Consider the following 23884-nt stretch of genomic DNA (forward strand, 5'->3'; position numbering starts at 1 on the left):
TGGAATTAATTAGCAGTGTCCTGCTCAGAAGTGTCATCAGCTACCGTTTTCGCAGCTTGCTGTGGTGTTTTGGCGGTAGGCGTTGCAGGTGCACCATTAGCGTTTTCTAACGGCTTGACCACGACCTCCTGCTCAGGCTTAACTTTAGAGCCGCCTATAACCACTAGCTTATCGCCACTACTTAAGCCATCGGTGACCACCCATTGACCATCATAAGTACCATTAATGGTAACGGGACGGACTTGGATTTGATTGTTTTCATCAACGATGTAGACTTGTGAATCGCCTTTAGGCGTACGCATTACAGCGCTTTGCGGCACTAAGGCTGCATTAGGAATGACGCTTTGAGTCAGACGCGCTGAGACATACATACCTGGCAGTAGCACGTTATTAGGATTTGAGAAGATAGCTCGTAGAGTCACCGCGCCAGTAGATTGATCGACTTTAGCTTCAGACAGCGCAAGCTTGCCACGCACTGGATACACTGAGCCATCTTCTAGGACCAGCTCGACAGAGTTCATACCCGCCTGCGCTTTACCTTCAGCTATCTGCTGACGAAGCTGCAATAGCTCGGATGACGACTGACTGATATCGACATAGATAGGGTCTAAGCGCGAAATCGTCACTAAAGGCTCAGATTGACTAGCGTTAACTAAGGTTCCTGCAGTAACGCTTGAGCGGTCACTACGACCAGTTAAAGGGGCGCGTACGATAGTACGATTGAGATCCAAAGCGCTAGCATCTAAGTTTGATTGCGCGGTTTTAATCCCAGCCTCAGCGCTTCTAATGCTCGCTTCAGTTTGTCCGACTGCAGCGCGAGCACTCTCTAGAGCCGCTTGCGCTGTACGTACGGCAGTTTGCGCTTGGTCATATTGCTGCTTGGAGATAGCGTCAATCTCAACCAAGCCTTTTAGACGCTGAAAGTCATTTATCGCTTGTGCTAATGAGGCTTGGCGACTGGCTAACTCTGCTTTAGCATTGGCATTATTGGCGATAGCGGTTTGGCGATTAGCCTGTGCTTGCGCGACCGCCGCTTGACCACTAGCGACCGAGGTCGTGTAGTTGTCAGTATTGATACGATAAAGCGGCTGGCCTTTTTTGACGTTACTGCCTTCACGGAACAGTACTTCGTCAATTACGCCGCTGACTTGAGGGCGTACATCAGCCGTCTGATAAGCGGCAGTACGACCAGAGAAAGTCTGAACTTGAGGCACAGTATCAAAGCTGACAGTTTGGACGTTGACGACAGCGGGCGGCATCTGCTGCTGAGCGTTTTCACCCGCAGCGGCGTCTTCTTTATTGTCACAGCCGACCAGTACTGTAGCCGATAGTACAGATGCTATTACAAGCGCAAGATAAGAATGCTTCATCAAGGTCCTCGGTAGAGTAGTAAAATATAGAATAAAAGATATAGAGGTAGAGCGTATCATAATCAAAAAATAGCTTATTTTTCGAAGAGCAATAATAAACTTTATAGAAGTTTATAGCCAAAAAATAAGAAGCTATTGATAAAATTGATAAATAGGGCAGTACCGCTAGCTAATTATAGGACGTCAAGTAAATTTAAGGCATTATTATAAACTATAGGGTTTACCCCGCAGTCAAGTGATTCACGATAGGAAAGCTGACAAAAACTGACCGCACTGTGCTCGCTGAGTAAATAAAATCCCGCCATAGTAACCGCTACACCAACCAGCAGCTAATAAGAAGATATACAACCCGCTATGCAAATTTATTGTAATTTTTTGTTATAATTGTAAAGCCATAGTGTTATTGAGGTTTTAAAACCACCAAAAATCTGCTTTGTCAACAAATTGACTAATTTATCAACCCCTAATTATGATCTTTAAAATATAGCGACTTAGACCAGTCAGTAGCCTCTAATGAGCGTGGTCAATCAGCATTTAACCATTAAAAAATCCTGACACAATTATAGTACCGTCAGGATTTATGAAACTTAAAGAAAGGTAACTATTTGACTGACACACCCGTTTTAAGAGGGTGTCTTTTTAGAGACTGTTGCTTTTGATCAATGAATATTTATGGCTCGGTTGCTCAAAAACGCTGCTAAAAAATGAGCCGTCTCAATTAGCTAATAACACAGACGATTCATATGTCATTATACCAATCGTGCGCTAGCGAGCTCAGTCAGCTGGTACAGACCTTGACGATAACGGTTGTCAGGTAAGCTGCTGAGTGCTTGCTGTGCCAATCTGGTCTCTTCTAACGCCCGCTTGGTACAATAATCAAGCGACCCTGAGCTGCGGACGAGCTCGATAAGCTGCTCAGCATTTGGCGTTTTCCCCGTTTGTACGGCGATACGCAGCTGCTCATAACCTTGCTTGTCACTGTTTTTGAGTAGCTCAAGCGCCTTAATAGTCGGTAGCGTTGGCTTACCTTCACTCAAATCATCGCCTAAGTTTTTGCCCATCAGCTCACTATCGCCGCTGTAATCAAGCACATCATCGATAATCTGGAAGGCATTACCAAAATGCTGACCAAAATCAGCTAGGGCTTGTAGATGCTGCTCTTGTCCTTGCAAAATAGCCGCGCCTTGGGTCGCCATCATAAATAGGCGTGAGGTCTTACCGTCGATAATATTGAGATAGTCGGTTTCTGTCGCCGCTGGATTATGCTGATGCTGTAATTGTAATACTTCACCTTCAGCGATATCACAAGTGCCATCAGAGAACAGCTTTAGCAGCTCTAAGCTTTGAAAGCCAACCAATAAATTAAAGGCGCGAGCGATCAAATAGTCGCCCACTAATACTGCAGTGGCATTATCCCAAGTGGCATTAGCAGTGGGCTTGCCGCGGCGCTGACCAGATTCATCGATGACATCGTCATGTACTAACGTGGCCGTATGCAGCATCTCCGTAATAGCGGCTAGATGCATCGCTTGTTCGCTTGGCGCGTCGTTGAACATACGCGCGCACAATAGGGTAATAAGCGGGCGCATGCGTTTGCCACCGGCATCAATCACATGCTTTGAGACGCTCATCACCAATTGTACTTTTGAATTGAGACTACCAAAGACTTGCTCATCCATAATGTCAAAATCATGAGCGACGATGCTTTGAATGTCCGTATAATTAGGCGCTTGAGAGGCAAGGTCTGAAGAAGCTAAAGAGGTGCTGGTCATAATGTAGAGTCGTATTTATTAGATGAGTTTTAAGATTTGCCTATAATAGCACAGCCTATTTGGTTAATTGGTGATTAATATGTGTTATTGGCTTTAGTCATTAGGCCGCAGCCAGCTCATTGCTATCGACAATATTGCGTCATAGCGTCAGACTAAGTGAAATTTATAGAGTAGTTGCTAAATAATAGCTATTAAACCGTCTCAATAAAAAACAGAAATAGCTATTGAATAAGTATGGAATAAAATAAGCTATATGTCATTGATTTAATGAGCTATAATACTACGCTTAAGGCTAGCTAGGCTATCGCTATGATTATTAAGATGATAAGACCTAATACGCGCTGCTAAAACCAGACAATCGGCTTGCTTTTATCATTCAGAAAACGTAAAATAACGCCTTTAATTTTTCCCTGTCGTGTTCGTTATTGAAGCGTAGGTATAATATCTACCACGGCACACGGGTTAAACGGAGTCAGACAATGTACGCAGTAATCAAAAGTGGTGGTAAGCAGCACCGTGTCGTAGCCGACGAATTGCTAAGAGTTGAATTGCTTAAAGCAGAGAAAGGCGAAACAATCAAATTTGAAGATGTTTTAATGGTTGTTGACGGCGATGACGTAAAAGTCGGTCAACCAATCGTTGACGGCGCAAGCGTAGAAGCCGAAGTGGTTGAGCATGGTCGCGGTGAAAAAATCCGTATCATCAAACACAACCGCCGTAAGCATTATCACAAAGAGCAAGGTCACCGTCAGTGGTACACCTTGTTAAAAATCAAAGCGATTAATGCTTAATTAGCTATTATCATTTATTGATAATAAATAGCGCACTAAAAGCTTAAGAGTTATCACCTCAGTGATAAGTCATATTAACAAGGAGAATTATCCATGGCACATAAAAAAGCTGCCGGCTCAACCCGTAACGGTCGTGACTCAAACCCAAAAATGCTTGGTGTAAAAATCTTTGGTGGTCAAACCATCACTGCTGGTAACATCATCGTTCGTCAACGTGGTACAGAATTCCACGCCGGCGAAGGCGTTGGCATGGGTCGTGACCATACTTTATTTGCACTAAATGATGGTGTTGTAAAGTTTGAGACCAAAGGTAAATTTAACCGTCGCTATGTGACTGTTGAAAGCGCATAATCATTAATATTGCCTGCGTTTTTTAATAATTCGCTGATGGCTAAATGATTAAAAATTCCCTATTGCCTATTTGGTAGTAGGGTTTTTTTATGGCTGGACTTAATCCGTCTTAGTAGCAGTTACAAGCGTGTATGGCAGGCGTAGTAATTATTGCAAATCATGTCTAGGCGCGTAATAAAAAAACTGGCAGACTGTCTTCATTGCTTAATAGCGCAGCTTAAAAGACTACGTATTCAAAGCGAGTGTTCAAAAACTAAGTTTGCAAAATGTATGTAAAACTAATGACAACACAAAAGCGCAGTTGCTATTAAGACTTATCATTACCTTTAAATGATGACTCATTTTTATTTTATAACTTTAGAGAGGATAATTACGATGACAGTGAGCAAGCAAGAGACAATGAAGCCAACTACAAAACAAAAAATAATGAGTGGCGCATTAGCAGGCGTGCTTATGACCAGCTTAGGAGTAGCTGCGCCTATGGTCGCTATGACTCAAACGGCGAATGCTGCACCAGCAGATAGCCTACAAGCGGCCAAGCGTTTAAATCGCTTATTGACAAACACTAAGAGCATGAGCGCTGATTTTTCACAAACCACAAAAGGCGCTAATAGTGGCACTTTTAAAGGGTCAATGAGCGTGCAGCGCCCGAATAACTTTCGCTGGGAGACAAAATCACCGTCTCAACAGCTTATCGTCGCTAATGGTAGTACCATGTGGGTGTACGACAAGGACTTAGAGCAAGCGACTAAGCAGACGGTAGATAGCCAAGTGGGTAATACGCCAGCGCTATTATTATCAGGCGATCCCAATAAAATCGCCCAGAACTTCAAAATCACCCAACCTTACGCCAATAAAAACTACTATGTGCTCTATCCAAAAGCGAGTGATGCGAGTTTCAAAAACTTATCTATGAGCTTTAGTGGCGGCAAGCCTGTGATGATGGTACTCAATGATAACTTAGGACAAACCACGTCTATCAAGTTTAGTAACATCAAGCTCAACCCTAATTTGGGTAGTGGCCAATTTAAATTCACCCCGCCTAAAGGTGTTGATGTCATCAATCAATAAGCAATGCTGATTGTTTATGAATCAATAAAAGATAGCTAGTGTATAGAGGGAGCAGACCGATGTAAGGTCTGCTCCTATTTTATCATCTAACGCCGTAAAATCCCGTTCTTCTAGGACGTGGATATCAGGCGTCAGTCATTGTCGCCCAGTATGGCGAACCCCTTGATAACCAAATACATTGAGATCATAATTATCCCATGAAAACACTCAAGCTACGCATCAAAGACAAACACGCCACTCAGCTTAATATCTGAGCTGGGGCGGTTAACTTTGTCTGGAATTACGTTAATGAGCTAAGTTTTAAACATCTTAAGCGCACAGGCAAATTCTTTTCAGCCTATGACTTGGCCGCTTATATCAAAGGTAGTGGCGAGTATTTAAACTTGCACAGTCAAACCTTGCAAGCGATTAGTGAGGTTCACGCTAAATCCCGTAAACAGTTTAAAAAAGCCAAACTCAACTGGCGTACCAATAACCCTAAAGCCAAACGTAGATCTCTTGGCTGGATTCCTTTTAAAAAGACCGCGATTAAGCATATCAGTACGCGCCAAAGCGGTAAAAAGTCTCTAAAAAGCACCCTGCAATTTAGCTTAGCTAACCGTCAAAAGCTGATCATTGATATGTGGGACAGCTATAACCTAGCCCTGTACAGCATCAATACTTGCGAGTTGGTACAAGACAATCGTGGTCACTGGTATGCCTGTGTCACCGTTAAAGAATTTCCAAAGATTAAGTGCGGCACTGGCCAAGTTGGTATTGATTTAGGCTTAACAGAGTCTGCTACCACATCAAATGGCGACAAGCTAACCATTAAGCAAACGCAAAAGTGGGCGAATAAATTAGCAGTAGCCCAGCGTGCTAAGAATAAAAACCGCGCTAAAGCAATCCACGCAAAAATTAAAAATACAAGATTAGACTTAATTCATAAATTTACCACCAAGCTTGTTAAAGATAACAGCTTAATTGTGGTCGGTGATGTTAAATCACGCTCATTTACAACTAAAAAAACCAAACTGGCTAAATCGACATACGATGCAGGATGGTTTGAGATCAAACGACAACTGGAATATAAATGCAAGCATGCAGGTTGTCATTTAGAGATCGTAAATGAGAGATACACTACCCAGACCTGCTCGTACTGCCTTAAAATAAGTGGCAGTAGTCCGAAAGGTAGAGCAGATCTTGGAATAAGAGGATGGACTTGTGCTGAGTGTGGCACAGTGCATGATAGAGATATCAATGCCGCTAAGAACATCCTTGCGGTCGGGCTTGACCGTCTTTAGTAGAAATCCCCGTTCCTTTAGGTCGGGGAGGAAGTCAATGTGTTGACTCGTCACATTTGGCAGGTTGCAATTGAGCGGATTTGGTTTACAATAACCGCGTAATTTGACGCTTGCTCTAAGCTTTGAGCGGCCGTTTTTGAATGAAGATATTAGCGGTTCATCCGTACTATAAGTTGCCAGGTTTTGACGATGATAGATAAGGAAGTCAGCTAGCATAAACTAGCGTACTAAAGGAAGATAGTAAAAATGCTGTAACATGGGTAGTGGATGGATTGATATATTTTGTAGCATATAAAATGACCGTGCAATACAGTGAAAAACTGGCTTTTGAGCGTTGATATGCGTATAGTGTGTAAACCGTTTACGCCAGTTATCGCGCCATTATTGACTGTAGGTAATGAGTTATTAAATCAATTAAATGTCACAATATGATATTGATTTAATAAATTCACTTTTACTTTATACCAAGGGGTTGATGACCAGCTTTTATCTGAGCCTAGGGCTAGATAAACCTAAATTCTGTGTCCTCTCTTTTTTGGTGTCAATGATCTTGATAATTGGCCATTACCAGCACAGTGAACCTGTGTTTTCGTCTGCGTTACGGTGCTTGATAGAATTGTTGCTTTAGGATGTTGGCTGCATAGCCCTCATGCTCCTCTTAATGATAAGAGGTTCTGTGTCCTAACCATGGTTTATCAAGTCCTGACACTCGATTGGGTGAGGAGCAAGTATTATCATGTCTGCCTTTAGTTGGTCAGCAGTTGCCTTTATTTTAGCCGCCATCGGTCTGGTTGTCTTTATGTTGACCGTACCGCGCTTGCTTGGCGGGCGCGCAAAAGGCTTACAAAAAGAAGAGATATTTGAGGCGGGTGTTGTCGGAGCTGGCAATGCCCGCATTCGTTTGTCTGCCAAATTCTACCTAGTAGCGATATTCTTCGTTATTTTCGATCTAGAAGCCTTATACCTATACGCTTATTCGGTCTCAGTCCGCGAAACGGGCTGGCTAGGCTTTGCTGCGGCTGCGATATTTATCGGGGTGCTCATCGTCGGTCTTATTTATGAGCTCAGTTTAGGGGCTATGAACTGGTCACCTGCCGATAAACTGCGCAAAAAAGCACGCTTGCATGCAGCGCCTGCAGGGTTCAATCTAGCAGATATTACTAAGTTCAACGGTGTTGAAGAGTTGATGGTCGATCCGACGGGTAAAGTACCGGCGCAGTCATCGGGCCAGATCAATGTCTCAAATAGCATTGAGGCTAATCGTCGTCACTTGCAAAACATTGATCATATTAATACCACCGGTAATATCACTTCTGTTGATTTTGCCGCAGATGATGAGCCTTCATAACGGTTTATGGGCGTTATTAATATGCAAACGAGTTATCACGCTTAAGATAACTTGGGCATCACCCGCTATTTTTTAGCAGTCGCAGCATTATATGCTTAAGAGTTAAATGGCCTTAGTTTATAGCTGCTTAACTGCTCTTCATAAAAGGTTGTATGGTATGAAATATACACTAACCAAAGCCAATCCTGATGCAGATACCTATCCTGCGCAAACTCGTGAAACGGTCAATGATCCGTTAGAGGATGAGGTTCATAAAAATGTTTTTATGGGTCGCCTAGAGGATCTTGTACATTCGACTGCCAACTGGGGCCGTAAAAACTCACTTTGGCCTTTTAACTTCGGTACGTCTTGCTGTTATGTCGAGTATGCCACTACTTTGACCGCGGTACATGATTTGTCGCGCTTCGGTGCTGAGGTCATTCGGGCATCACCGCGTCAGGCGGATGTGATGATCGTCGCTGGTACTTGCTTTATCAAGATGGCACCGGTGATTCAGCGTCTGTATGAACAGATGCTTGAGCCAAAATGGGTGATCTCGATGGGCGCTTGTGCTAATTCAGGCGGCATGTACGATATCTATTCTGTAGTGCAGGGCGTTGATAAAATCATTCCCGTCGATGTATATGTACCAGGGTGTCCGCCGCGTCCAGAGGCACTGATCCAAGGTCTTATGTTATTGCAAGAGTCTATCGCCAAAGAACGCCGCCCGCTAGGCGTACATGTCAACGATCAAGGAATTTATCAGCCGCAGTTAACGGCTGAGCGTGATCGCAAGCAGGCGGATCGAATTGCGGTGAAAAATTTGCGTAGTCCAGATAGTATTTAGTCCGTTGACTATATTTAGCATAGTAATGCTTAGCGCAGTGATAATTGGCACAGTCTGGTTTTGATCAATCAGTTCCGCTCAAACGTTATGATTAATGAAGGAAGACAGCATTCATGGTCACGGTAGTCGAAAACAAAAACCCTAAGATAAAACCGGTACCAGCCGTCATCAGAGAGCTGGAGCATAAGTATGCAGGTAAGTTTGTGGTGCAGCATACTGTCGATGAGATTCCAACGGTTTGGGTCGCTCGCAGCGATCTGCTAGACATTTTACTGTTCTTGCGTAAGCTGCCAAAGCCCTACGTGATGCTCTTTGATCTATCGGCAATGGATGAGCGTCTGCGTCAGCACCGCGGTGATTTGCCAGAGAGCGACTTTACCGTGTTTTATCACTTGATGTCGCTTGAGCGCAACAGCGATGTGCGTATCAAGGTCGCGCTCAGTGAAGATGACTTAACTCTTCCAAGCGCCACCAAAATATGGCCCAATGCCAACTGGTATGAGCGTGAAGTTTGGGACATGTTCGGCATTGTCTTTAGCGGCCATCCGCACCTGACTCGTATTTTATTGCCCAAATACTGGGAAGGTCATCCGCTGCGTAAAGAGTATCATGCGCGGGCGACTGAGTTTACGCCGTACTTTTTGAATACCGCTAAGCAGCAATACGAGCAAGAAAACTTACGGTTTGTGCCAGAAGAGTGGGGCATGAAGCGCTCGGGCCGCGATGAGGACTTTATGTTCTTGAACATCGGTCCTAACCACCCATCCGCTCATGGTGCGTTTCGCTTAGTGCTACAGCTCGATGGCGAAGAGGTGATCGATTGTATTCCGGACATCGGCTACCATCACCGCGGCGCTGAAAAGATGGCTGAGCGTCAGACTTGGCACTCCTACATCCCTTATACCGACCGTATTGATTATCTCGGCGGGGTCATGAATGAGCTGCCGTATATCATGTCGGTTGAAAAGCTTGCGGGAATTACTATCCCTGATCGCGCGCAGACTATCCGAGTGATGATGAGCGAGTTTTTCCGCATTACTAATAACTTGCTTTATGTCGGTACCTTTATTCAAGACGCCGGCGGTATGACGCCAGTGTTCTATATGTTTACCGATCGCCAAAAAGCTTATGACGTCATTGAAGCGGTGACCGGCTACCGGATGCATCCGGCTTGGTTCCGTATTGGCGGGACAGCGGCAGATCTACCGCGTGGTTGGCAGCGCTTGGTTCGTGAGTTTTTGGAGTGGATGCCTAAACGCTTGGATGAGTATGTCAAAGCGGCGCTACAAAACAGTGTGCTCAAAGGTCGAACCCAAAACGTAGCACAGTACAACGCCAAGCAAGCATTGGCTTGGGGCGTGACGGGTGCTGGCCTGCGGGCGACAGGGGTCGATTTTGATCTACGTAAAGCGCGGCCGTATATGGGCTATGAGAACTTCGACTTTGAGGTACCTATTGGCTATAACGGCGATGCGTATGATCGCTGTATGGTCAAGATTGAGGAGATGCGCCAATCGATGCGTATTATCCGTCAGTGTATGGATCATATGCCGCAAGGGCCGTACAAAGCAGACCATCCACTAGCGGTGCCACCACCAAAAGATCGCACCCTAAATGATATCGAGACTTTGATTAATCATTTCTTATCCGTCTCTTGGGGTCCTGTGATGCCAGCTGGTGAGTGCGCGACTATCGTTGAGGCGACTAAAGGCTTAAATAGCTATTATATTACCTCAGATCGCTCGACGATGAGCTACCGTACCCGTATTCGCACGCCGACGTTTGCGCACTTACAGCAGATGCCATCGGTGATTAACGGCTCGCTAGTGTCAGACGCTATTATGTACTTAGCTTCTATCGATATCGTCATGGCGGACTGTGATCGCTAATTGTTTTAGGTTACGAACCACTAAAGTAAAAGACCAGTAAAGAAAAAATAGGCAAATAAGCAACATTGATATTACCGCCAATAGGCACACCAAACCGCTGCAGCAGTATTATTAAAGCCTTAGGGCGCAGCGTGATGAGTGAGGATAGAATAGAAGATTATGAAGATTGTTTCTGATAAAACGCCAAAGGTAGATGTCGCTAGTATTTTGACGACAAGTGAGATTGCCGCTATTAATGAGTTTATGCATCATTATCCACAAGCGCGCGCTGCGTCTTTGGATGCGCTAAAAATAGTACAAAAGCGCAATGGCTGGGTAGATGATGCGCAGGTCAACGCTATCGCTAATATCCTAGAAGTTCCGGTGACCGATATCGAGGGCGTCGCCACTTTTTATAATCGTATTTATCGGCAGCCCGTTGGCCGTCACGTGATTCTTATTTGTGACTCGGTATCCTGTTATCTAACAGGCTATGAGGCGTTATCAGTGGCTTTTAGAGCTGAGCTGGGTATTGAGTATGGTCAAACTACCGCTGATGGCCGTTTTACTATTTTGCCGATTTGTTGTTTAGGTAACTGTGACAAAGGCCCGGCAGTATTGATCGATGAAGATACTTACGGCCCAGTACAACCTGATGAGGTCGCGCAACTATTGGAGCTATACGCATGAGACTAACCGTTGCAGAGCAAATTGCCCAGCGTCGCCAAGGCAAAGCCCCAAGCCAGTTAAATGAGCAGCGCATTGCCGTTTATGGCGATAAAGATACAGCGACTAGTGAAACGAAGCCTTTGACGTGGCGACTTGCGCACCACGATGCTGTACTCGATTTGGCCACTTATGAGTCCCTACGCGGCTTTGAAGCGCTGAAAATAGCTTTAAATCAGTCTGCTGGCGATACGCTGAGCACTATCAAAGAAGCAGTGGTAAAAGGCCGTGGCGGTGCTGGTTTCCCCGCTGGTATTAAGTGGTCGCTGATGGCGCCTAATGATGGCGGGCCGCGCTACTTAGTCTGTAATGCTGATGAGATGGAGCCTGGCACCTTTAAAGATAGACTACTTATGGAGCGTTTACCGTTCCAGCTCATCGAAGGTATGCTCATCTCAGCCTATGCCATTGAAGCGACAGCAGGTTATATCTTTATTCGCGGCGAGTATATATTGGCAGCCGAGCGTCTAAATGCGGCGCTCGATGAGATGCGCGCTAACAATTTGCTCGGTGATAATATCTTGGGCTCAGACTTTAGCTTTGATTTGCATGTGCATACGGGCGCTGGCCGCTACATCTGCGGTGAAGAGACGGCGCTTCTGAACTCTTTAGAAGGTCGCCGTGCCAATCCCCGTACTAAGCCGCCATTTCCGCAAGTCGCTGGTGCGTGGGGCAGACCAACTATCGTCAATAACGTTGAGACCCTACATAACGTCTCGGCCATTATTTTGCATGGTAGCAAGTGGTATCAAGATCTATCAAAAATCAAAGGAACGGTTGAAACCCCTGGTACTAAGCTATTTGGTTGCTCAGGTCTGGTCAATGATCCAGGCCTTTGGGAGCTGCCATTTGGCTACACCGCGCGCGAGATTATTGAGGATTTTGCCGGTGGTATGCAGGAGGGTCGTACCCTTAAGGCTTGGTTACCCGGCGGCGCATCCACTGACTTTTTGACCGCTGAGCATTTAGATACTATTGTCGATTTCGATACCATTCAAAAAGCCGGTAGCCGGATGGGTACAGGACTGCTTATGGTGGTCGATGAAGCGCAAGATATGGTACCGCTACTGCGCAACCTAGAGATTTTCTTTCAGCGCGAATCTTGCGGGTTTTGTACGCCGTGCCGTGACGGTCTGCCTTGGGGCGTCAAGCTGCTTACTGCTATCAATGATGGCGAAGGGCAAGTCGGTGATGTCGAGAAACTTGAAGGTCTGACCCGCGATCTTTGGATAGGTAAGACGTTCTGTGCTCACGCTCCTGGTGCTATGGAGCCACTGATGAGTGCAATCAAATATTTCCGTCCTGAGTTCGATAGTAAGATTGCTCAGGCGGTAGGCGAAGATGTGATTGAGGCTGCAGGTAATCCACAGCCAGTAGCAAAATAAGGAGAACGGCATGGCAGTCATACATATTGATGGAACCACTGTCGAAGTTGATGGCGCGGATAACTTATTGCAAGCGTGCCTATCACTTGGCATTGATGTGCCGTATTTTTGTTATCATCCGGCATTAGGCTCAGTCGGCTCTTGTCGTCAGTGCGCCGTCAAGCAGTACCAAAACAAAGAAGACCTAGAGGCAGGTAAAGGTAAGCTTGTGATGTCTTGCATGGTTGCGCCAGGCGATGACATGTATATCTCGGTGACAGATGATGAGGCCAAGGCCTTTCGTAAGTCGATGGTTGAGCTATTAATGACCAACCATCCGCATGATTGTCCGACTTGTGAAGAGGGCGGGCATTGCCACTTGCAAGATATGACCTATATGTCAGGCCATAATACGCGCCGCTATCGCTTCACTAAGCGTACCCACCATAACCAAGAGCTTGGTCCGTTTATCGCCCATGAGATGAATCGCTGCATCGCGTGCTATCGCTGCGTACGTTTTTATAAAGATTATGCCGGCGGCGAGGATTTGGGCGTATTCTCTTCGAACAACCGCGTCTATTTCGGCCGTGAAAAAGACGGACAGTTTGAAAGTGAGTTCTCTGGCAACTTAACCGAAGTCTGCCCAACGGGCGTGTTCACTGATAAGACACACTCTGAGCGTTACAACCGTAAATGGGACATGCAGTATGCACCTAGCATCTGTCATGGCTGCTCAGCGGGTTGTAATATCTCGCCTGGCGAGCGTTATGGTGAGCTACGCCGCATTGAGAACCGTTATAACGGCGAGGTTAACCGCTACTTCTTATGTGATAGAGGTCGTTTTGGCTATGGTTATGTCAACCGCGCCGATCGTCCAACGCAAGCGCTTGAACGTATCAATGATAAACACGTCAAAATCAATATTGATTATGCATTAGATGAGACGATCAAACGTCTGCAAGATAAAAAAATCGTCGGTATTGGCTCGCCGCGCGCAAGCTTAGAGACTAACTTTGCACTAAAAAACCTAGTTGGTTTTGATAACTTCTCAACTGGTCTGAATCATCAGCAGCAGTCGCTCGTCAATAAGTGTATCGAAGTGCTGAGCACCGAAGGTATTTATAATCCGAGCATGACGGATATCGAAAGTCATGATGCGGTGTTGGTACTTGGCGAAGATATCACGCAAACTTCCTCACGGGTAGCGCTATCGGTACGACAAGCGGCGAAAAATAAAGGTTTGAAAATGGCGGCGGCGGCTAAGACGCAAGCTTGGCTTGCTGAGCCAGTGAAGCGTATTGCTCAAGACGCGCTCAGTCCGGTCTATGTCATCGACGTCACCCAAACCAAGCTTGATGACATCAGTAAAGCAAGTGTAGTGGCAACTCCGGAAGATATCACCCGCTTAGGGTTCAAGGTGGCAGATGAGATTGCGAGTTTAGCGGACGACTTGACGCAAATAGACGATCCAGCTGAACAACAAAGCCAAGCTTCAGCCGATACTGATGTTACTGACAACAATAATAGCGAAGATGGCGATAATAGTGATGGTATGCAAGCGTTAGCCAAACAGATCGCTTATGACTTAATACAAGCTGATAAGCCTTTGGTTATCGCGGGCACCAGCTTAGCCTCTAACGCTATGATTGAAGCGGCGGCGCAGATTACGCAAGTGTTAACGAACAAACGCGCTGCTATAAAAAACACGGAACAACAGCAGGTCGATGCCCACAATGCTAAAGTCAAGGCGGCAGAGCAACAAGCGCAAACCGCTCAGCCTGAAGAGGACAAGGAGCTCGCCGCTAAGCCTGCCAAACCAGAAACCGGTACGGATAAACAAGAGCAAGAAGATGTCAATCGCGAGCCTGCGGATACCCTTGAGCTAAAAGAGGCGAATACTAACTACAGCGCGCAGGCGGGTATTTATTTGACCGTGCCAGATGCCAATAGTATTGGTGTGTGCCTGCTCGGTGGCCAATCGGTAGAAGAGCTGTTAGCGACTGACTTTGATGTTGTCGTCGTGGCTGAAAACCAATTGAGCGATGCTATCGCCGCTAGTAAGTTAACTCAGTTATTGACTGATAAAACGGTTATCGCCCTTGATCATCAGCTGCTAGATTGGCATAAAGATGTCGATATCGTGCTACCGGCGGCGAGCTTTGCAGAAGCAGACGGCACACTAGTATCAGCGGAAGGCCGCGCGCAGCGCTTCTTCCAAGTCTATGATAATGACTATTATCATCCTATGAGCAGTATCAAAGAAGGCTGGCGCTGGTTGCATGCAGTGCATAATAGTCTACTTGGTAAGCCGGTCGATTGGACGCAGCTCGATGATGTGATTAATGCCTTAATCGCCACCCATCCTAATCTTGCTGCTATCAAAGACGCCGCGCCCGATGCTGATTACCGTATCAGCGGTCTAAAAATAGCCCGTCAACCGCGCCGCTATTCTGGCCGTACTGCTATGCGCGCGCCTATCTCCGTACATGAGCCAATGCAGCCAAAAGATTTAGATACCGGTTTGACCTTTTCGATGGAAGGCTATAGTGGTAAGCAAGCTGCCAGCTCCATGATTCCATTTGCCAGTGCAGCAGGTTGGAACTCACCACAAGCTTGGAATAAGTACCAAGATAAAGTCGGTGGTCATCTCAAAGGCGGCGATCCGGGCGTGCGGTTATTCGATCAAGCAGAGCGCTTAGTCGCGCGCCAGTATGTGGCGCCAGAAGCAGGCACCTCTAAGCGTACAGATATGGAGCAAGGCCAAGCCAAGCTTGTGCCTATTTATGATATCTTTGCCAGCTCAATAATGGCCGCACGTAGTCCGGTTGTCGCCGCGCAGCTACCTATCGCCACTTGGCATATCGGTGCTGAAGATGCGGGCGCGTGGAGCATTGGTACTGGTGATTATCTAGCGATCGATATCGAGCAGCAGCAGATGACGCTGCCGGTGCAAGTGGTTGATTATTTAGCAGAAGGCTGTATTGGCTATCCGGTAGGGCAAGTGAATATTATTCATCCCTCGATGCCAGCTTCAGTACGCAAGGTCGAAGCACCAGCCGCTGACGTTAAAATAAACGGTGACATGGCTGATGACATTGCTAGTGAGATGACCGCCACTGCTGACAATGTCAGTATTAGCAGCACGCAGGAGGTGTAATATGCAAATCACTCGTATCATTCCTGATGTGCCAAGCTTTTTGGCAAATAGCCTAACCGTTGAGACTTGGTCTATTTTATTCTTAGTCCTACAAGCTCTGGTGATCTTCTTAGTCGTAGTCATTGTCGCGGCGGTGATGATTGTTTATGAGCGCCGGATGCTAGCGTTATGGCAGGATCGCTACGGTCCCAATCGCGTCGGGCCTTTTGGCTCGTTACAGCTAGTCGCCGATATGCTAAAGATTTTCTTTAAAGAAGATTGGACGCCAAAATTCACCGATAAGTTTATTTTTACTTTAGCGCCAGCGGTAGCGATGTTCACCGCTTTAGCTTCTTTTGCTATTATTCCAGTCTCACCAACCCTTGGCGTGGCAGATTGGGATATCGGTATTCTGTTCTTCTTTGCGATGGCAGGGTTGGCCGTTTACGCGGTGATGTTCGGCGGTTGGGCCTCGGCCAATAAGTTCTCCTTGCTAGGGGGTCTGCGCTCAGCGGCACAAACCATCAGTTATGAGGTGTTTTTGGGCTTATCGCTCATGGGCGTTGTCGCTTTGACTGGCTCCTTTAACCTGCGCGAGATTGTCGAATCGCAAATTGATGGCTGGTATATCATCCCGCAGTTTTTTGGGTTTTTAACCTTTGTGGTCGCAGGCGTTGCTGTCACGCATAGACACCCCTTTGATCAGCCAGAAGCGGAGCAGGAGCTTGCTGAAGGCTATCACGTTGAATACTCAGGCATGAAGTTTGGGATGTTCTTTATTGGTGAATACGTCAACGTCGTGCTCATCTCAGCCTTGATGACTTGTCTGTTCTTTGGCGGCTGGTTACCACCGTTCAATATCGATATTCCGTTTATACCGCCCGCTTTTTGGTTCATGATTAAGACGCTCTTCTTTATGACTATGTTTGTCTTGGCCCGGGGCTCACTGATGCGTCCTCGCTACGATCAGGTGATGAACTTTGGCTGGAAAGTCTGTCTACCAGTCACATTAATCAATCTATTGATTACGGCTTTGGTTATTTTGATTTTTTCGCCAACGCTGTAGCTGTATGCTGTCTTATAGGTGACGCAAAGAAATGCTGATAAGGATAATAATCCCATGTTAAACGCCATAAAAAAGACGGTCATTGGTCTGTTTACCATTGTCCGCAGTATGTGGATGGTCAACAGCCATGCCATAAGGCCGCGCGATACTATACTTTATCCAGAAGTGCCGGTACCAGTACCGCCGAGGTTTCGCGGACGTATCATATTGACGCGTGATCCTGATGGCGATGAGCGCTGCGTGGCTTGTAATTTATGTGCGGTGGCCTGCCCTGTAGGCTGTATCTCGCTACAAAAAGCGGAGCGCGAAGATGGGCGCTGGTATCCAGAGTTTTTCCGTATTAACTTCTCGCGCTGCATATTTTGCGGGATGTGCGAAGAGGCCTGTCCGACGACTGCGATTCAGATGACGCCAGATTTTGAGCTTGGTGAGTATGTGCGTCAGGATTTAGTCTACGAAAAAGAGCATCTATTGATCTCAGGGCCAGGAAAATATCCTGATTATAATTATTACCGAGTGACAGGTATGGCAGTAGACGAAAAACCAAAAGGCGCGGCGCAAAACGAGTCGGCACCTATCGATGTAAGGAGTTTACTACCATGATGGAGTTTATGAATCATCCGGATTTGGTAGGGTTTTATGCTCTAGGCGCAGTGGCTATTTTTGCCAGTCTACGAGTGGTGACTCACGCCAATCCCGTCCACGCTATCTTGGCGATGATCGTCACTTTACTGGCGTTATCGGGTATTTTCTTTGTTTTAGGGGCGCCTTTTGCTGGCGCGCTTGAGATTGTCGTTTATGCCGGTGCCATTATGGTGCTATTTGTCTTTGTGATTATGATGCTCAATTTGGGCATGGCAGATGAGGCGCGTGAAGAGCGTTGGCTCGATGCAAAGACTTGGGCGATACCGACTGGGCTTACCCTGATTATCGCCGTAGTGCTATATGGTATGATCGGTCTTAATCATGACGAGACCGCGGTTATCGGCGGGGTTAATGTCCCAGCAAAAGCAGTCGGCACCGTACTATTTACCAAATATATTATGCTCGTTGAAGTGGCGGCCTTTTTGTTACTCGCCGCTTTAGTTGCTGCTTATCATTTAGGTAAAGAGTCTAATGATGATGAGATTGTCGATAACGATAGCTTAGCGTATCGTCCTTCGGTGGGTAGCATCAAAGAATATGAAGAAGATAAGCTTGAGAGTAATACTGATGCGACCAAAATGGCTAAGCCTTATGTTTATGATACGGTTGATCCTAATGACTATGTGGCAGCGCCGCGTAGCAAGCGTAAGGAGCTAGACTGATGGTACAAGCAGTGAGCGCGGCACATGAGGTGTCAAGCGTGCCGTTTGCGCATGAGGTAGTGGGTGTTGCCGAGCCTGCTATGGCAATGCAAAATACGCTAGGTCTGATACCGATGAGCCATGGACTCATATTGGCAGGTATCTTATTCACTATCGGTCTGTGCGGTGTCATGGTACGGCGCAACTTTTTATTTATGCTGATGGGACTTGAGATTATGATGAATGCCGCAGCGTTGGCATTTGTGGTCGCAGGCAGCCGCTGGGTCGATCCAGATGGACAAGTGATGTTTATCTTTATTTTGACTCTAGCCGCAGCTGAGGTCTCCATTGGGCTTGCGATACTATTACAGTTTTATCATAAGCGTGGGCATCTCGATGTCGATAGCGCCAATGAGATGAAAGGATGATGCCATGAGTTTATTACCATTAACCTTTATATTTCCGCTCATTGGCTTTTTGATTTTAGCCTTTATGCGTGACAAATTATCTGAGCAGGCCGCTGGCTTCGTCGGTGTCGGCAGCATGGCGCTATCGGCGCTTTGTACCTTAGTGGCAAGCTTTAGCTTTTTAACGAGCTATCCTGCTGGCAGTGTTATGCAAATACCGCTATGGACTTGGTTTCAAGTCGGCGATTTTGCCCCTGGGTTTAGCTTAAGCTTTGATGGTTTAGCGCTGACGATGACAGGCATTATCACGGGCGTCGGCTTTTTGATTCATCTATTTGCCGCTTGGTATATGAAAGGCGATGCAGGTTTTGCGCGCTTTTTTAGCTATATGAATCTGTTTGTCGCTAGCATGCTCTTGCTAGTGCTTGCTGATAACTTATTGCTGTTATATCTCGGCTGGGAAGGGGTCGGCATTTGCTCATACCTTTTAATTGGTTATTACTTCCATGACCGTGCTAACGGTCAGGCAGCAATCAAAGCCTTTACCGTGACTCGTATCGGTGATGTGTTCTTGGCTTTTGGTCTATTCTTGCTATTCCGCGAGTTTGGCACGCTTAATATTCAAGAGATTATCACGCGCGCGCCAGAAGTGTTTGATATTAATAATCCAACCATGATACTGACGACCATGATGCTCGTTGGCGGCGCTATGGGTAAGTCAGCACAGCTGCCATTACATACTTGGCTCGCTGACGCGATGGCAGGTCCGACGCCAGTGTCGGCTCTGATTCACGCCGCAACTATGGTAACCGCTGGCGTTTATTTAATCGCTCGTATGCATCCGCTGTTTGAGCTGACTCCAGGGATTTTACTGTACTGGGTCGGCGGCGTTGGCGCGTTAACGCTTGTGGTCGCAGGTTTCTGTGCTTTAGCGCAAACCGATATCAAGCGTATTCTTGCTTATTCGACTATGAGTCAAATCGGCTATATGTTCTTAGCGCTCGGCGTAGGCGCATGGCAAGGCGCTATCTTCCATTTGATGACGCATGCTTTCTTTAAAGCCTTATTATTCCTATCTTCAGGTGCAGTGATCCTCGCGGTACATCATGAACAAAACATCTTTAAGATGGGCGGTCTGCGCAAAAAGATACCTTTAGTATTTTGGTGTTACTTGGTAGGTGGCGGCGCTCTAGCAGCTATTCCTTGGGTGACGGTTGGCTTTTATTCTAAAGAAGCGATTCTTTGGGAGACTTATGCCACCGGTCATCAAGTGCTATTTTATATGGGCGTATTCGGCGCCTTCTTAACGGCAATTTATACTTTCCGGATGATTTGGATTGTATTCTTTGGTGAAGAGAAAACCCACGCGCACAAGCTAAAAGGGGTTTCTTACTGGCTGCCATTAACCATATTGTTAGTACTATCGACTGCCGTTGGTGCTTGGATCACGCCGCCGTTACAAGGGGTGCTGCCAGAGAGCTTTGGGCATCTATTAGAGCTGAGCGGTGAGGCGCATGGTAAGCATACTGCTGAATATATCGCTATGGGTGCGATGCTGTTAGGTTTAATTATAGCGGCGCTGTTGTATGTCGTTGATAAAGGCCGGATGCTCACTAAGTTCAAGCGCTCGACTATCGGTGGCGGCCTTTATTACTGGTGCTATCACGGTTTAGGCTTCGATGCGTTATTCGATATTATATTTGTAAAACCCTTTTTATTCATCGGCCGCTTGTTCAAAGCCGATCCTGTCGATAAAAGCTGGATGGTACTGCCTACGCTGGCCTCAATCGGTAATAAAGTATTTTCCCGGACGCAGACAGGATCTCTTCGAGGCTACGCGGCAAGCTTTGGCTTGGGCGTAGCGGTATTGCTAGTGCTGGTAATGATGACGGTGGTGTAAGATGATAGAGTTACAACAAACGTGGATGCTACCAGCATTGATTGCAATTCCGTTCATAGCGGGGTTGTTATGTTGGTTGGTTGAGCGCTTCAATAAGCGCCTGCCGCGCTGGATTGCTTTGTTCGGCATGATACTGACTTTCGTTTTGTCGTTAGTACTATGGCATTACGGTGATTTTAGCGGCATGAGTAAGCAGGTCATTGCGCCGCAGTCGGCTGTACCTTGGGTCGCTGAATTCAGTGTGCCTTGGATACCCGCTATGGGCATCAGCTTCCATCTAGCGATGGATGGTATGTCACTATTGATGGTGGCTTTGACTGGGTTTTTGGGCGTGGCAGCGGTTGCTTGTTCATGGAATGAGATTCAGCGCCGAGTTGGGTTTTTTCATCTCAACTTGCTATGGAGCCTAGGCGGCGTCATCGGGGTATTTTTAGCCATTGATCTCTTCTTATTCTTCTTCTTTTGGGAGATGATGCTGGTTCCTATCTACTTCTTGATCGCACTTTGGGGTCATGATGTGGTCGGTGGTAAGACCAAAGAATACGCCGCAACAAAATTCTTTATTTATACCCAAGCATCAGGGCTTATCATGCTGATCGGTATTTTGCTGCTGGTTATTTTTAACCGCGCGCAAACAGGCGTTGTTAGCTTTAACTATAATGACCTGCTCGGCACCTCGCTTGGTGGCTGGGAATATCCGATTATGCTGTGCTTCTTTATCGGTTTTGCCGTGAAATTGCCGATTTTGCCGTTTCATGGCTGGTTACCTGACGCGCATGCGCAGGCACCAACGGCAGGTTCTGTCGATTTGGCTGGGGTACTGATTAAGACGGCCGCTTATGGTTTGATACGCTTTGTGTTGCCGCTATTTCCAGCTGCCTCGCAAGAATTTGCGCCTATTGCGTTGACGCTTGGCGCTATTGGTATCTTTTACGGCGCTTGGCTTGCCTTTATGCAAACCGATATGAAGCGACTACTGGCCTATACTAGTATCTCGCATATGGGCTTTGTTGTCCTAGCGATTTATGCTGGTACTTTGCTCAGCTTACAAGGCTTGATGATACAGATGCTCGCACACGGGCTTAGCTCAGCGGCGTTATTTATTATGGCAGGTCAGCTCTATGAGCGTCTGCATACCCGCGACATCACATTGATGGGCGGTATGTGGGGGCAGTTCCGCTATTATGCACCGATGCTGATGTTCTTTTGTGCCGCGCTGCTTGGTATCCCAGGTACTGGTAACTTCATTGGCGAGTTCATGATTTTATTTGGCACTTTCGCTCAGTATCCTGTATTCGTCGTACTGGCGACCTTTAGCTTAGTGTTAGCGGGCTTGTATGCACTGATTTTGGTTTACCGTACTTTATTTGGTGTGAATAATGCTAAAGAAGTCGCGTTAGAACATACTAAGGCACATGGCCTGCCTGAGCGTCCACTAAAGGATCTAGGCAAGCGTGAGATTACCTTGCTGCTGACCTTAGCGGCCGGTCTAGTTTGGCTCGGACTGTACCCACAACCAGTGTTAGATACTTCTAGCCATGCGATGCAGTGGATCAATAATGCCTATATTTATAGCGAAGTCACTCAAGTGGACGCATCGAGTTTGCTTGATGCAATGGAGGCACGTTAAGTCATGACTGATATTACGATGAATGATTTGATGGGGCTGATGCCTTACGCACCGATTCTTATCATAGTGATTACCGTTATCTTGACGATGATTGCGATTACTATTAAACGCTCACATTTTATTACCGGTACGATTACCGTCATAGGTCTGAACTTAGCTTTGTTTACTTTGCTCGGTCAGATGACTGGTATGGTAAGCTCTGGCACGCTGATGCCTTTGGCTGAGCAGCTGTTTGTCATTGATAATTTTGCCCAGTTCAATATGGTGGTCATTCTTATCTGTGCGCTCGCTTGCTGCACTTTGTCCTATGCTTATCTTGCTAACCTACAAGATAATAAAGAAGAGCTGTACCTGCTGATTCTCATCTCTACAGTCGGGGCGCTACTGATGGTCTGTGCTCAGCACATGGCCGCGTTCTTTATCAGCTTAGAGCTATTATCAGTGCCTTTATATGGTTTGCTTGCTTATACTTTTTCGCGCAACCAATCCTTGGAGTCAGGGCTTAAGTATCTGGTACTGTCAGCGACGGCCTCTGCCACCTTACTGATGGGTATGGCCTTTATCTATGCGCAAGTCGGCGCTTTAGGGTTTAAGCAGATTAGTGTTGTGCTCGTTAACGCCTACGACTCACCTTTGGTAATCTTGGGCGCGGCGATGATGATGTTCGGTATCGCGTTCAAATTATCTGCAGCACCGTTTCATATGTGGACACCTGATGTCTATGAAGGGGGACCTGCACCAATTGCCACTTATCTAGCCTCAGTATCAAAAGTGGCGATGATGGCATTGGCCGTGCGTTTCTTACTCGATACCGCGCTACTAGCGTTGCCTTCAGTACAGATGCTCCTCATGGTAATGGCGACCTTATCTATTCTGATCGGTAACATGCTTGCCCTTCGTCAGAGTAATCTCAAGCGCTTATTGGGCTACTCTTCTATTGCGCATATGGGCTATGTACTGATTGTCGTCGTCAGTATTGGCGCCGCTGCTGATAGTGTTTCGAGCATGTATATGGCAGTATATGCCTTCACCTCGATCGGTGCTTTTGGGGTAGTGACGCTAATGTCTAGCCCATATCGGCTTTCAGGTGAAGCGGACAAGCTGGTGTATTATCAAGGTCTATTCTGGCGTCGTCCGGTACTGACTGCGGTTATGACCATTATGATGCTATCGCTTGCGGGTATTCCGCTGACGGCAGGCTTCATTACTAAGCTGTTCGCCATCTTAGCGGCGGTACAAGGCGCGCAGTGGTTCTTAGCAGCGTTGATTATCTTAGGTAGCGCTATTGGCCTATTCTACTATCTACGTGTGATGCTGACTTTGTTCAAACGACCAAAAGCTTACGCTGAGTTTGATGTTGTCGGTCATTGGGGCATGCGTATGGGTGGTCTGATGGTAATCGCTGTGACGGTTCTTATTATCGGCTTTGGTATCTTACCGAACAATATGATTGAGTGGGCAGCACTTGCACGTATTTGGTAACATGAAACGAGTAGTCATTTAATTAATAAATAAAGGTTAGCGCAGGCTAGCCTTTTTTGTGACTATTTAAAACCTAAAACTCGAAGATATAAATTGTGAACTTGAATATGAGTCTGAGCGCCATAATGTATAACAGTGACAACAGCTTTAGCAAAACCTCATAGATAGCTATTTATACCGTTAATCCAAAATTAAAAGAGTACAGCT

Annotated in this window: 18 protein-coding genes and 1 pseudogene; 17 read left to right on the top strand and 2 right to left on the bottom strand. The window is 46.4% G+C overall.

The features are described from left to right. Window positions 1-5 precede the first annotated feature (5 nt). Both AAEY83_RS00095 and AAEY83_RS00100 read right to left on the bottom strand, forming a co-directional pair. Window positions 6-1370 carry an efflux RND transporter periplasmic adaptor subunit gene (locus tag AAEY83_RS00095; RefSeq protein ID WP_025647216.1) on the bottom strand — a complete coding sequence of 455 codons (1365 nt, stop codon included), beginning with the start codon at window positions 1368-1370 and terminating at the stop codon, window positions 6-8. Window positions 1371-2119: 749 nt separating this feature from the next. Then, window positions 2120-3142, bottom strand: a complete 1023-nt coding sequence (locus tag AAEY83_RS00100; RefSeq protein WP_025647215.1) for a polyprenyl synthetase family protein — start codon at window positions 3140-3142, stop codon at window positions 2120-2122. A 479-nt stretch (window positions 3143-3621) separates the two neighbouring features. Between AAEY83_RS00100 and rplU the strand changes: the two genes are divergently transcribed. The 17 genes and pseudogenes from rplU to AAEY83_RS00185 all read left to right on the top strand — a co-directional run bounded on the left by rplU (window position 3622) and on the right by AAEY83_RS00185 (window position 23677). Beyond that, window positions 3622-3933: a 50S ribosomal protein L21 gene (gene rplU, locus AAEY83_RS00105; RefSeq protein ID WP_025647214.1), complete on the top strand. Its 312-nt coding sequence runs from the start codon at window positions 3622-3624 to the stop codon at window positions 3931-3933. 93 nt (window positions 3934-4026) lie between these two features. Continuing rightward, window positions 4027-4284, top strand: a complete 258-nt coding sequence (gene rpmA / locus AAEY83_RS00110; RefSeq protein ID WP_025647213.1) for a 50S ribosomal protein L27 — start codon at window positions 4027-4029, stop codon at window positions 4282-4284. A gap of 375 nt (window positions 4285-4659) precedes the next feature. Next, entirely contained in the window at window positions 4660-5355 is a 696-nt protein-coding gene (lolA, locus tag AAEY83_RS00115; protein WP_025647212.1) for an outer membrane lipoprotein periplasmic chaperone LolA, read from the top strand. A gap of 197 nt (window positions 5356-5552) precedes the next feature. Then, a pseudogene (locus AAEY83_RS00120) lies at window positions 5553-6638 on the top strand (RNA-guided endonuclease InsQ/TnpB family protein). Window positions 6639-7374: 736 nt separating this feature from the next. Beyond that, on the top strand, window positions 7375-7986 hold the full coding sequence (ndhC, locus tag AAEY83_RS00125; protein ID WP_025647211.1) for an NADH-quinone oxidoreductase subunit A: 612 nt from the start codon (window positions 7375-7377) through the stop codon (window positions 7984-7986). 157 nt (window positions 7987-8143) lie between these two features. Continuing rightward, a complete protein-coding gene (locus tag AAEY83_RS00130; protein ID WP_025647210.1) occupies window positions 8144-8812 on the top strand; it encodes a NuoB/complex I 20 kDa subunit family protein in 669 nt (222 codons plus the stop codon). Between the two features lie 113 nt (window positions 8813-8925). Beyond that, complete coding sequence (gene nuoC, locus AAEY83_RS00135; protein WP_025647209.1) at window positions 8926-10701, top strand: NADH-quinone oxidoreductase subunit C/D; 1776 nt, start codon at window positions 8926-8928, stop codon at window positions 10699-10701. A 159-nt stretch (window positions 10702-10860) separates the two neighbouring features. After that, window positions 10861-11370: an NADH-quinone oxidoreductase subunit NuoE gene (nuoE, locus tag AAEY83_RS00140; protein ID WP_025647208.1), complete on the top strand. Its 510-nt coding sequence runs from the start codon at window positions 10861-10863 to the stop codon at window positions 11368-11370. Then, entirely contained in the window at window positions 11367-12791 is a 1425-nt protein-coding gene (nuoF, locus tag AAEY83_RS00145) for an NADH-quinone oxidoreductase subunit NuoF (protein ID WP_025647207.1), read from the top strand. Before nuoE ends, nuoF begins: the two co-directional genes overlap by 4 nt. A gap of 10 nt (window positions 12792-12801) precedes the next feature. Continuing rightward, window positions 12802-15927 (top strand): NADH-quinone oxidoreductase subunit NuoG, encoded by a 3126-nt coding sequence (gene nuoG / locus AAEY83_RS00150; RefSeq protein ID WP_025647206.1) that lies wholly within the window; start codon window positions 12802-12804, stop codon window positions 15925-15927. Between the two features lies 1 nt (window position 15928). After that, the gene (gene nuoH, locus AAEY83_RS00155; RefSeq protein ID WP_025647205.1) at window positions 15929-16972 is read left to right on the top strand and encodes an NADH-quinone oxidoreductase subunit NuoH; all 1044 of its coding nucleotides are present in this window, start codon (window positions 15929-15931) and stop codon (window positions 16970-16972) included. A gap of 54 nt (window positions 16973-17026) precedes the next feature. After that, entirely contained in the window at window positions 17027-17575 is a 549-nt protein-coding gene (gene nuoI / locus AAEY83_RS00160; RefSeq protein ID WP_084212670.1) for an NADH-quinone oxidoreductase subunit NuoI, read from the top strand. Then, window positions 17572-18279, top strand: coding sequence for an NADH-quinone oxidoreductase subunit J (gene nuoJ, locus AAEY83_RS00165; protein ID WP_025647203.1), 708 nt, complete (start codon window positions 17572-17574; stop codon window positions 18277-18279). Before nuoI ends, nuoJ begins: the two co-directional genes overlap by 4 nt. Before the next feature lie 86 nt (window positions 18280-18365). Beyond that, on the top strand, window positions 18366-18686 hold the full coding sequence (nuoK, locus tag AAEY83_RS00170) for an NADH-quinone oxidoreductase subunit NuoK (RefSeq protein ID WP_037059904.1): 321 nt from the start codon (window positions 18366-18368) through the stop codon (window positions 18684-18686). Window positions 18687-18690: 4 nt separating this feature from the next. Beyond that, window positions 18691-20565, top strand: a complete 1875-nt coding sequence (nuoL, locus tag AAEY83_RS00175) for an NADH-quinone oxidoreductase subunit L (RefSeq protein WP_025647201.1) — start codon at window positions 18691-18693, stop codon at window positions 20563-20565. Window position 20566: 1 nt separating this feature from the next. Continuing rightward, window positions 20567-22195, top strand: coding sequence for an NADH-quinone oxidoreductase subunit M (nuoM, locus tag AAEY83_RS00180; protein WP_037059844.1), 1629 nt, complete (start codon window positions 20567-20569; stop codon window positions 22193-22195). 3 nt (window positions 22196-22198) lie between these two features. After that, the gene (locus tag AAEY83_RS00185; protein WP_037059841.1) at window positions 22199-23677 is read left to right on the top strand and encodes an NADH-quinone oxidoreductase subunit N; all 1479 of its coding nucleotides are present in this window, start codon (window positions 22199-22201) and stop codon (window positions 23675-23677) included. The last annotated feature ends 207 nt before the right edge of the window (window positions 23678-23884 follow it).

This window comes from Psychrobacter sp. TB20-MNA-CIBAN-0197, assembly GCF_040309765.1.
Lineage (GTDB): Bacteria > Pseudomonadota > Gammaproteobacteria > Pseudomonadales > Moraxellaceae > Psychrobacter > Psychrobacter submarinus.

Bases quoted from the DNA above. Each gene is read 5' to 3' on its own strand.
- AAEY83_RS00095 (WP_025647216.1), bottom strand. From the start codon at position 1,370: ATGAAGCATTCTTATCTTGCGCTTGTAATAGCATCTGTACTATCGGCT.
- AAEY83_RS00100 (WP_025647215.1), bottom strand. From the start codon at position 3,142: ATGACCAGCACCTCTTTAGCTTCTTCAGACCTTGCCTCTCAAGCGCCT.
- rplU (WP_025647214.1), top strand. From the start codon at position 3,622: ATGTACGCAGTAATCAAAAGTGGTGGTAAGCAGCACCGTGTCGTAGCC.
- rpmA (WP_025647213.1), top strand. From the start codon at position 4,027: ATGGCACATAAAAAAGCTGCCGGCTCAACCCGTAACGGTCGTGACTCA.
- lolA (WP_025647212.1), top strand. From the start codon at position 4,660: ATGACAGTGAGCAAGCAAGAGACAATGAAGCCAACTACAAAACAAAAA.
- ndhC (WP_025647211.1), top strand. From the start codon at position 7,375: ATGTCTGCCTTTAGTTGGTCAGCAGTTGCCTTTATTTTAGCCGCCATC.
- AAEY83_RS00130 (WP_025647210.1), top strand. From the start codon at position 8,144: ATGAAATATACACTAACCAAAGCCAATCCTGATGCAGATACCTATCCT.
- nuoC (WP_025647209.1), top strand. From the start codon at position 8,926: ATGGTCACGGTAGTCGAAAACAAAAACCCTAAGATAAAACCGGTACCA.
- nuoE (WP_025647208.1), top strand. From the start codon at position 10,861: ATGAAGATTGTTTCTGATAAAACGCCAAAGGTAGATGTCGCTAGTATT.
- nuoF (WP_025647207.1), top strand. From the start codon at position 11,367: ATGAGACTAACCGTTGCAGAGCAAATTGCCCAGCGTCGCCAAGGCAAA.
- nuoG (WP_025647206.1), top strand. From the start codon at position 12,802: ATGGCAGTCATACATATTGATGGAACCACTGTCGAAGTTGATGGCGCG.
- nuoH (WP_025647205.1), top strand. From the start codon at position 15,929: ATGCAAATCACTCGTATCATTCCTGATGTGCCAAGCTTTTTGGCAAAT.
- nuoI (WP_084212670.1), top strand. From the start codon at position 17,027: ATGTTAAACGCCATAAAAAAGACGGTCATTGGTCTGTTTACCATTGTC.
- nuoJ (WP_025647203.1), top strand. From the start codon at position 17,572: ATGATGGAGTTTATGAATCATCCGGATTTGGTAGGGTTTTATGCTCTA.
- nuoK (WP_037059904.1), top strand. From the start codon at position 18,366: ATGCAAAATACGCTAGGTCTGATACCGATGAGCCATGGACTCATATTG.
- nuoL (WP_025647201.1), top strand. From the start codon at position 18,691: ATGAGTTTATTACCATTAACCTTTATATTTCCGCTCATTGGCTTTTTG.
- nuoM (WP_037059844.1), top strand. From the start codon at position 20,567: ATGATAGAGTTACAACAAACGTGGATGCTACCAGCATTGATTGCAATT.
- AAEY83_RS00185 (WP_037059841.1), top strand. From the start codon at position 22,199: ATGACTGATATTACGATGAATGATTTGATGGGGCTGATGCCTTACGCA.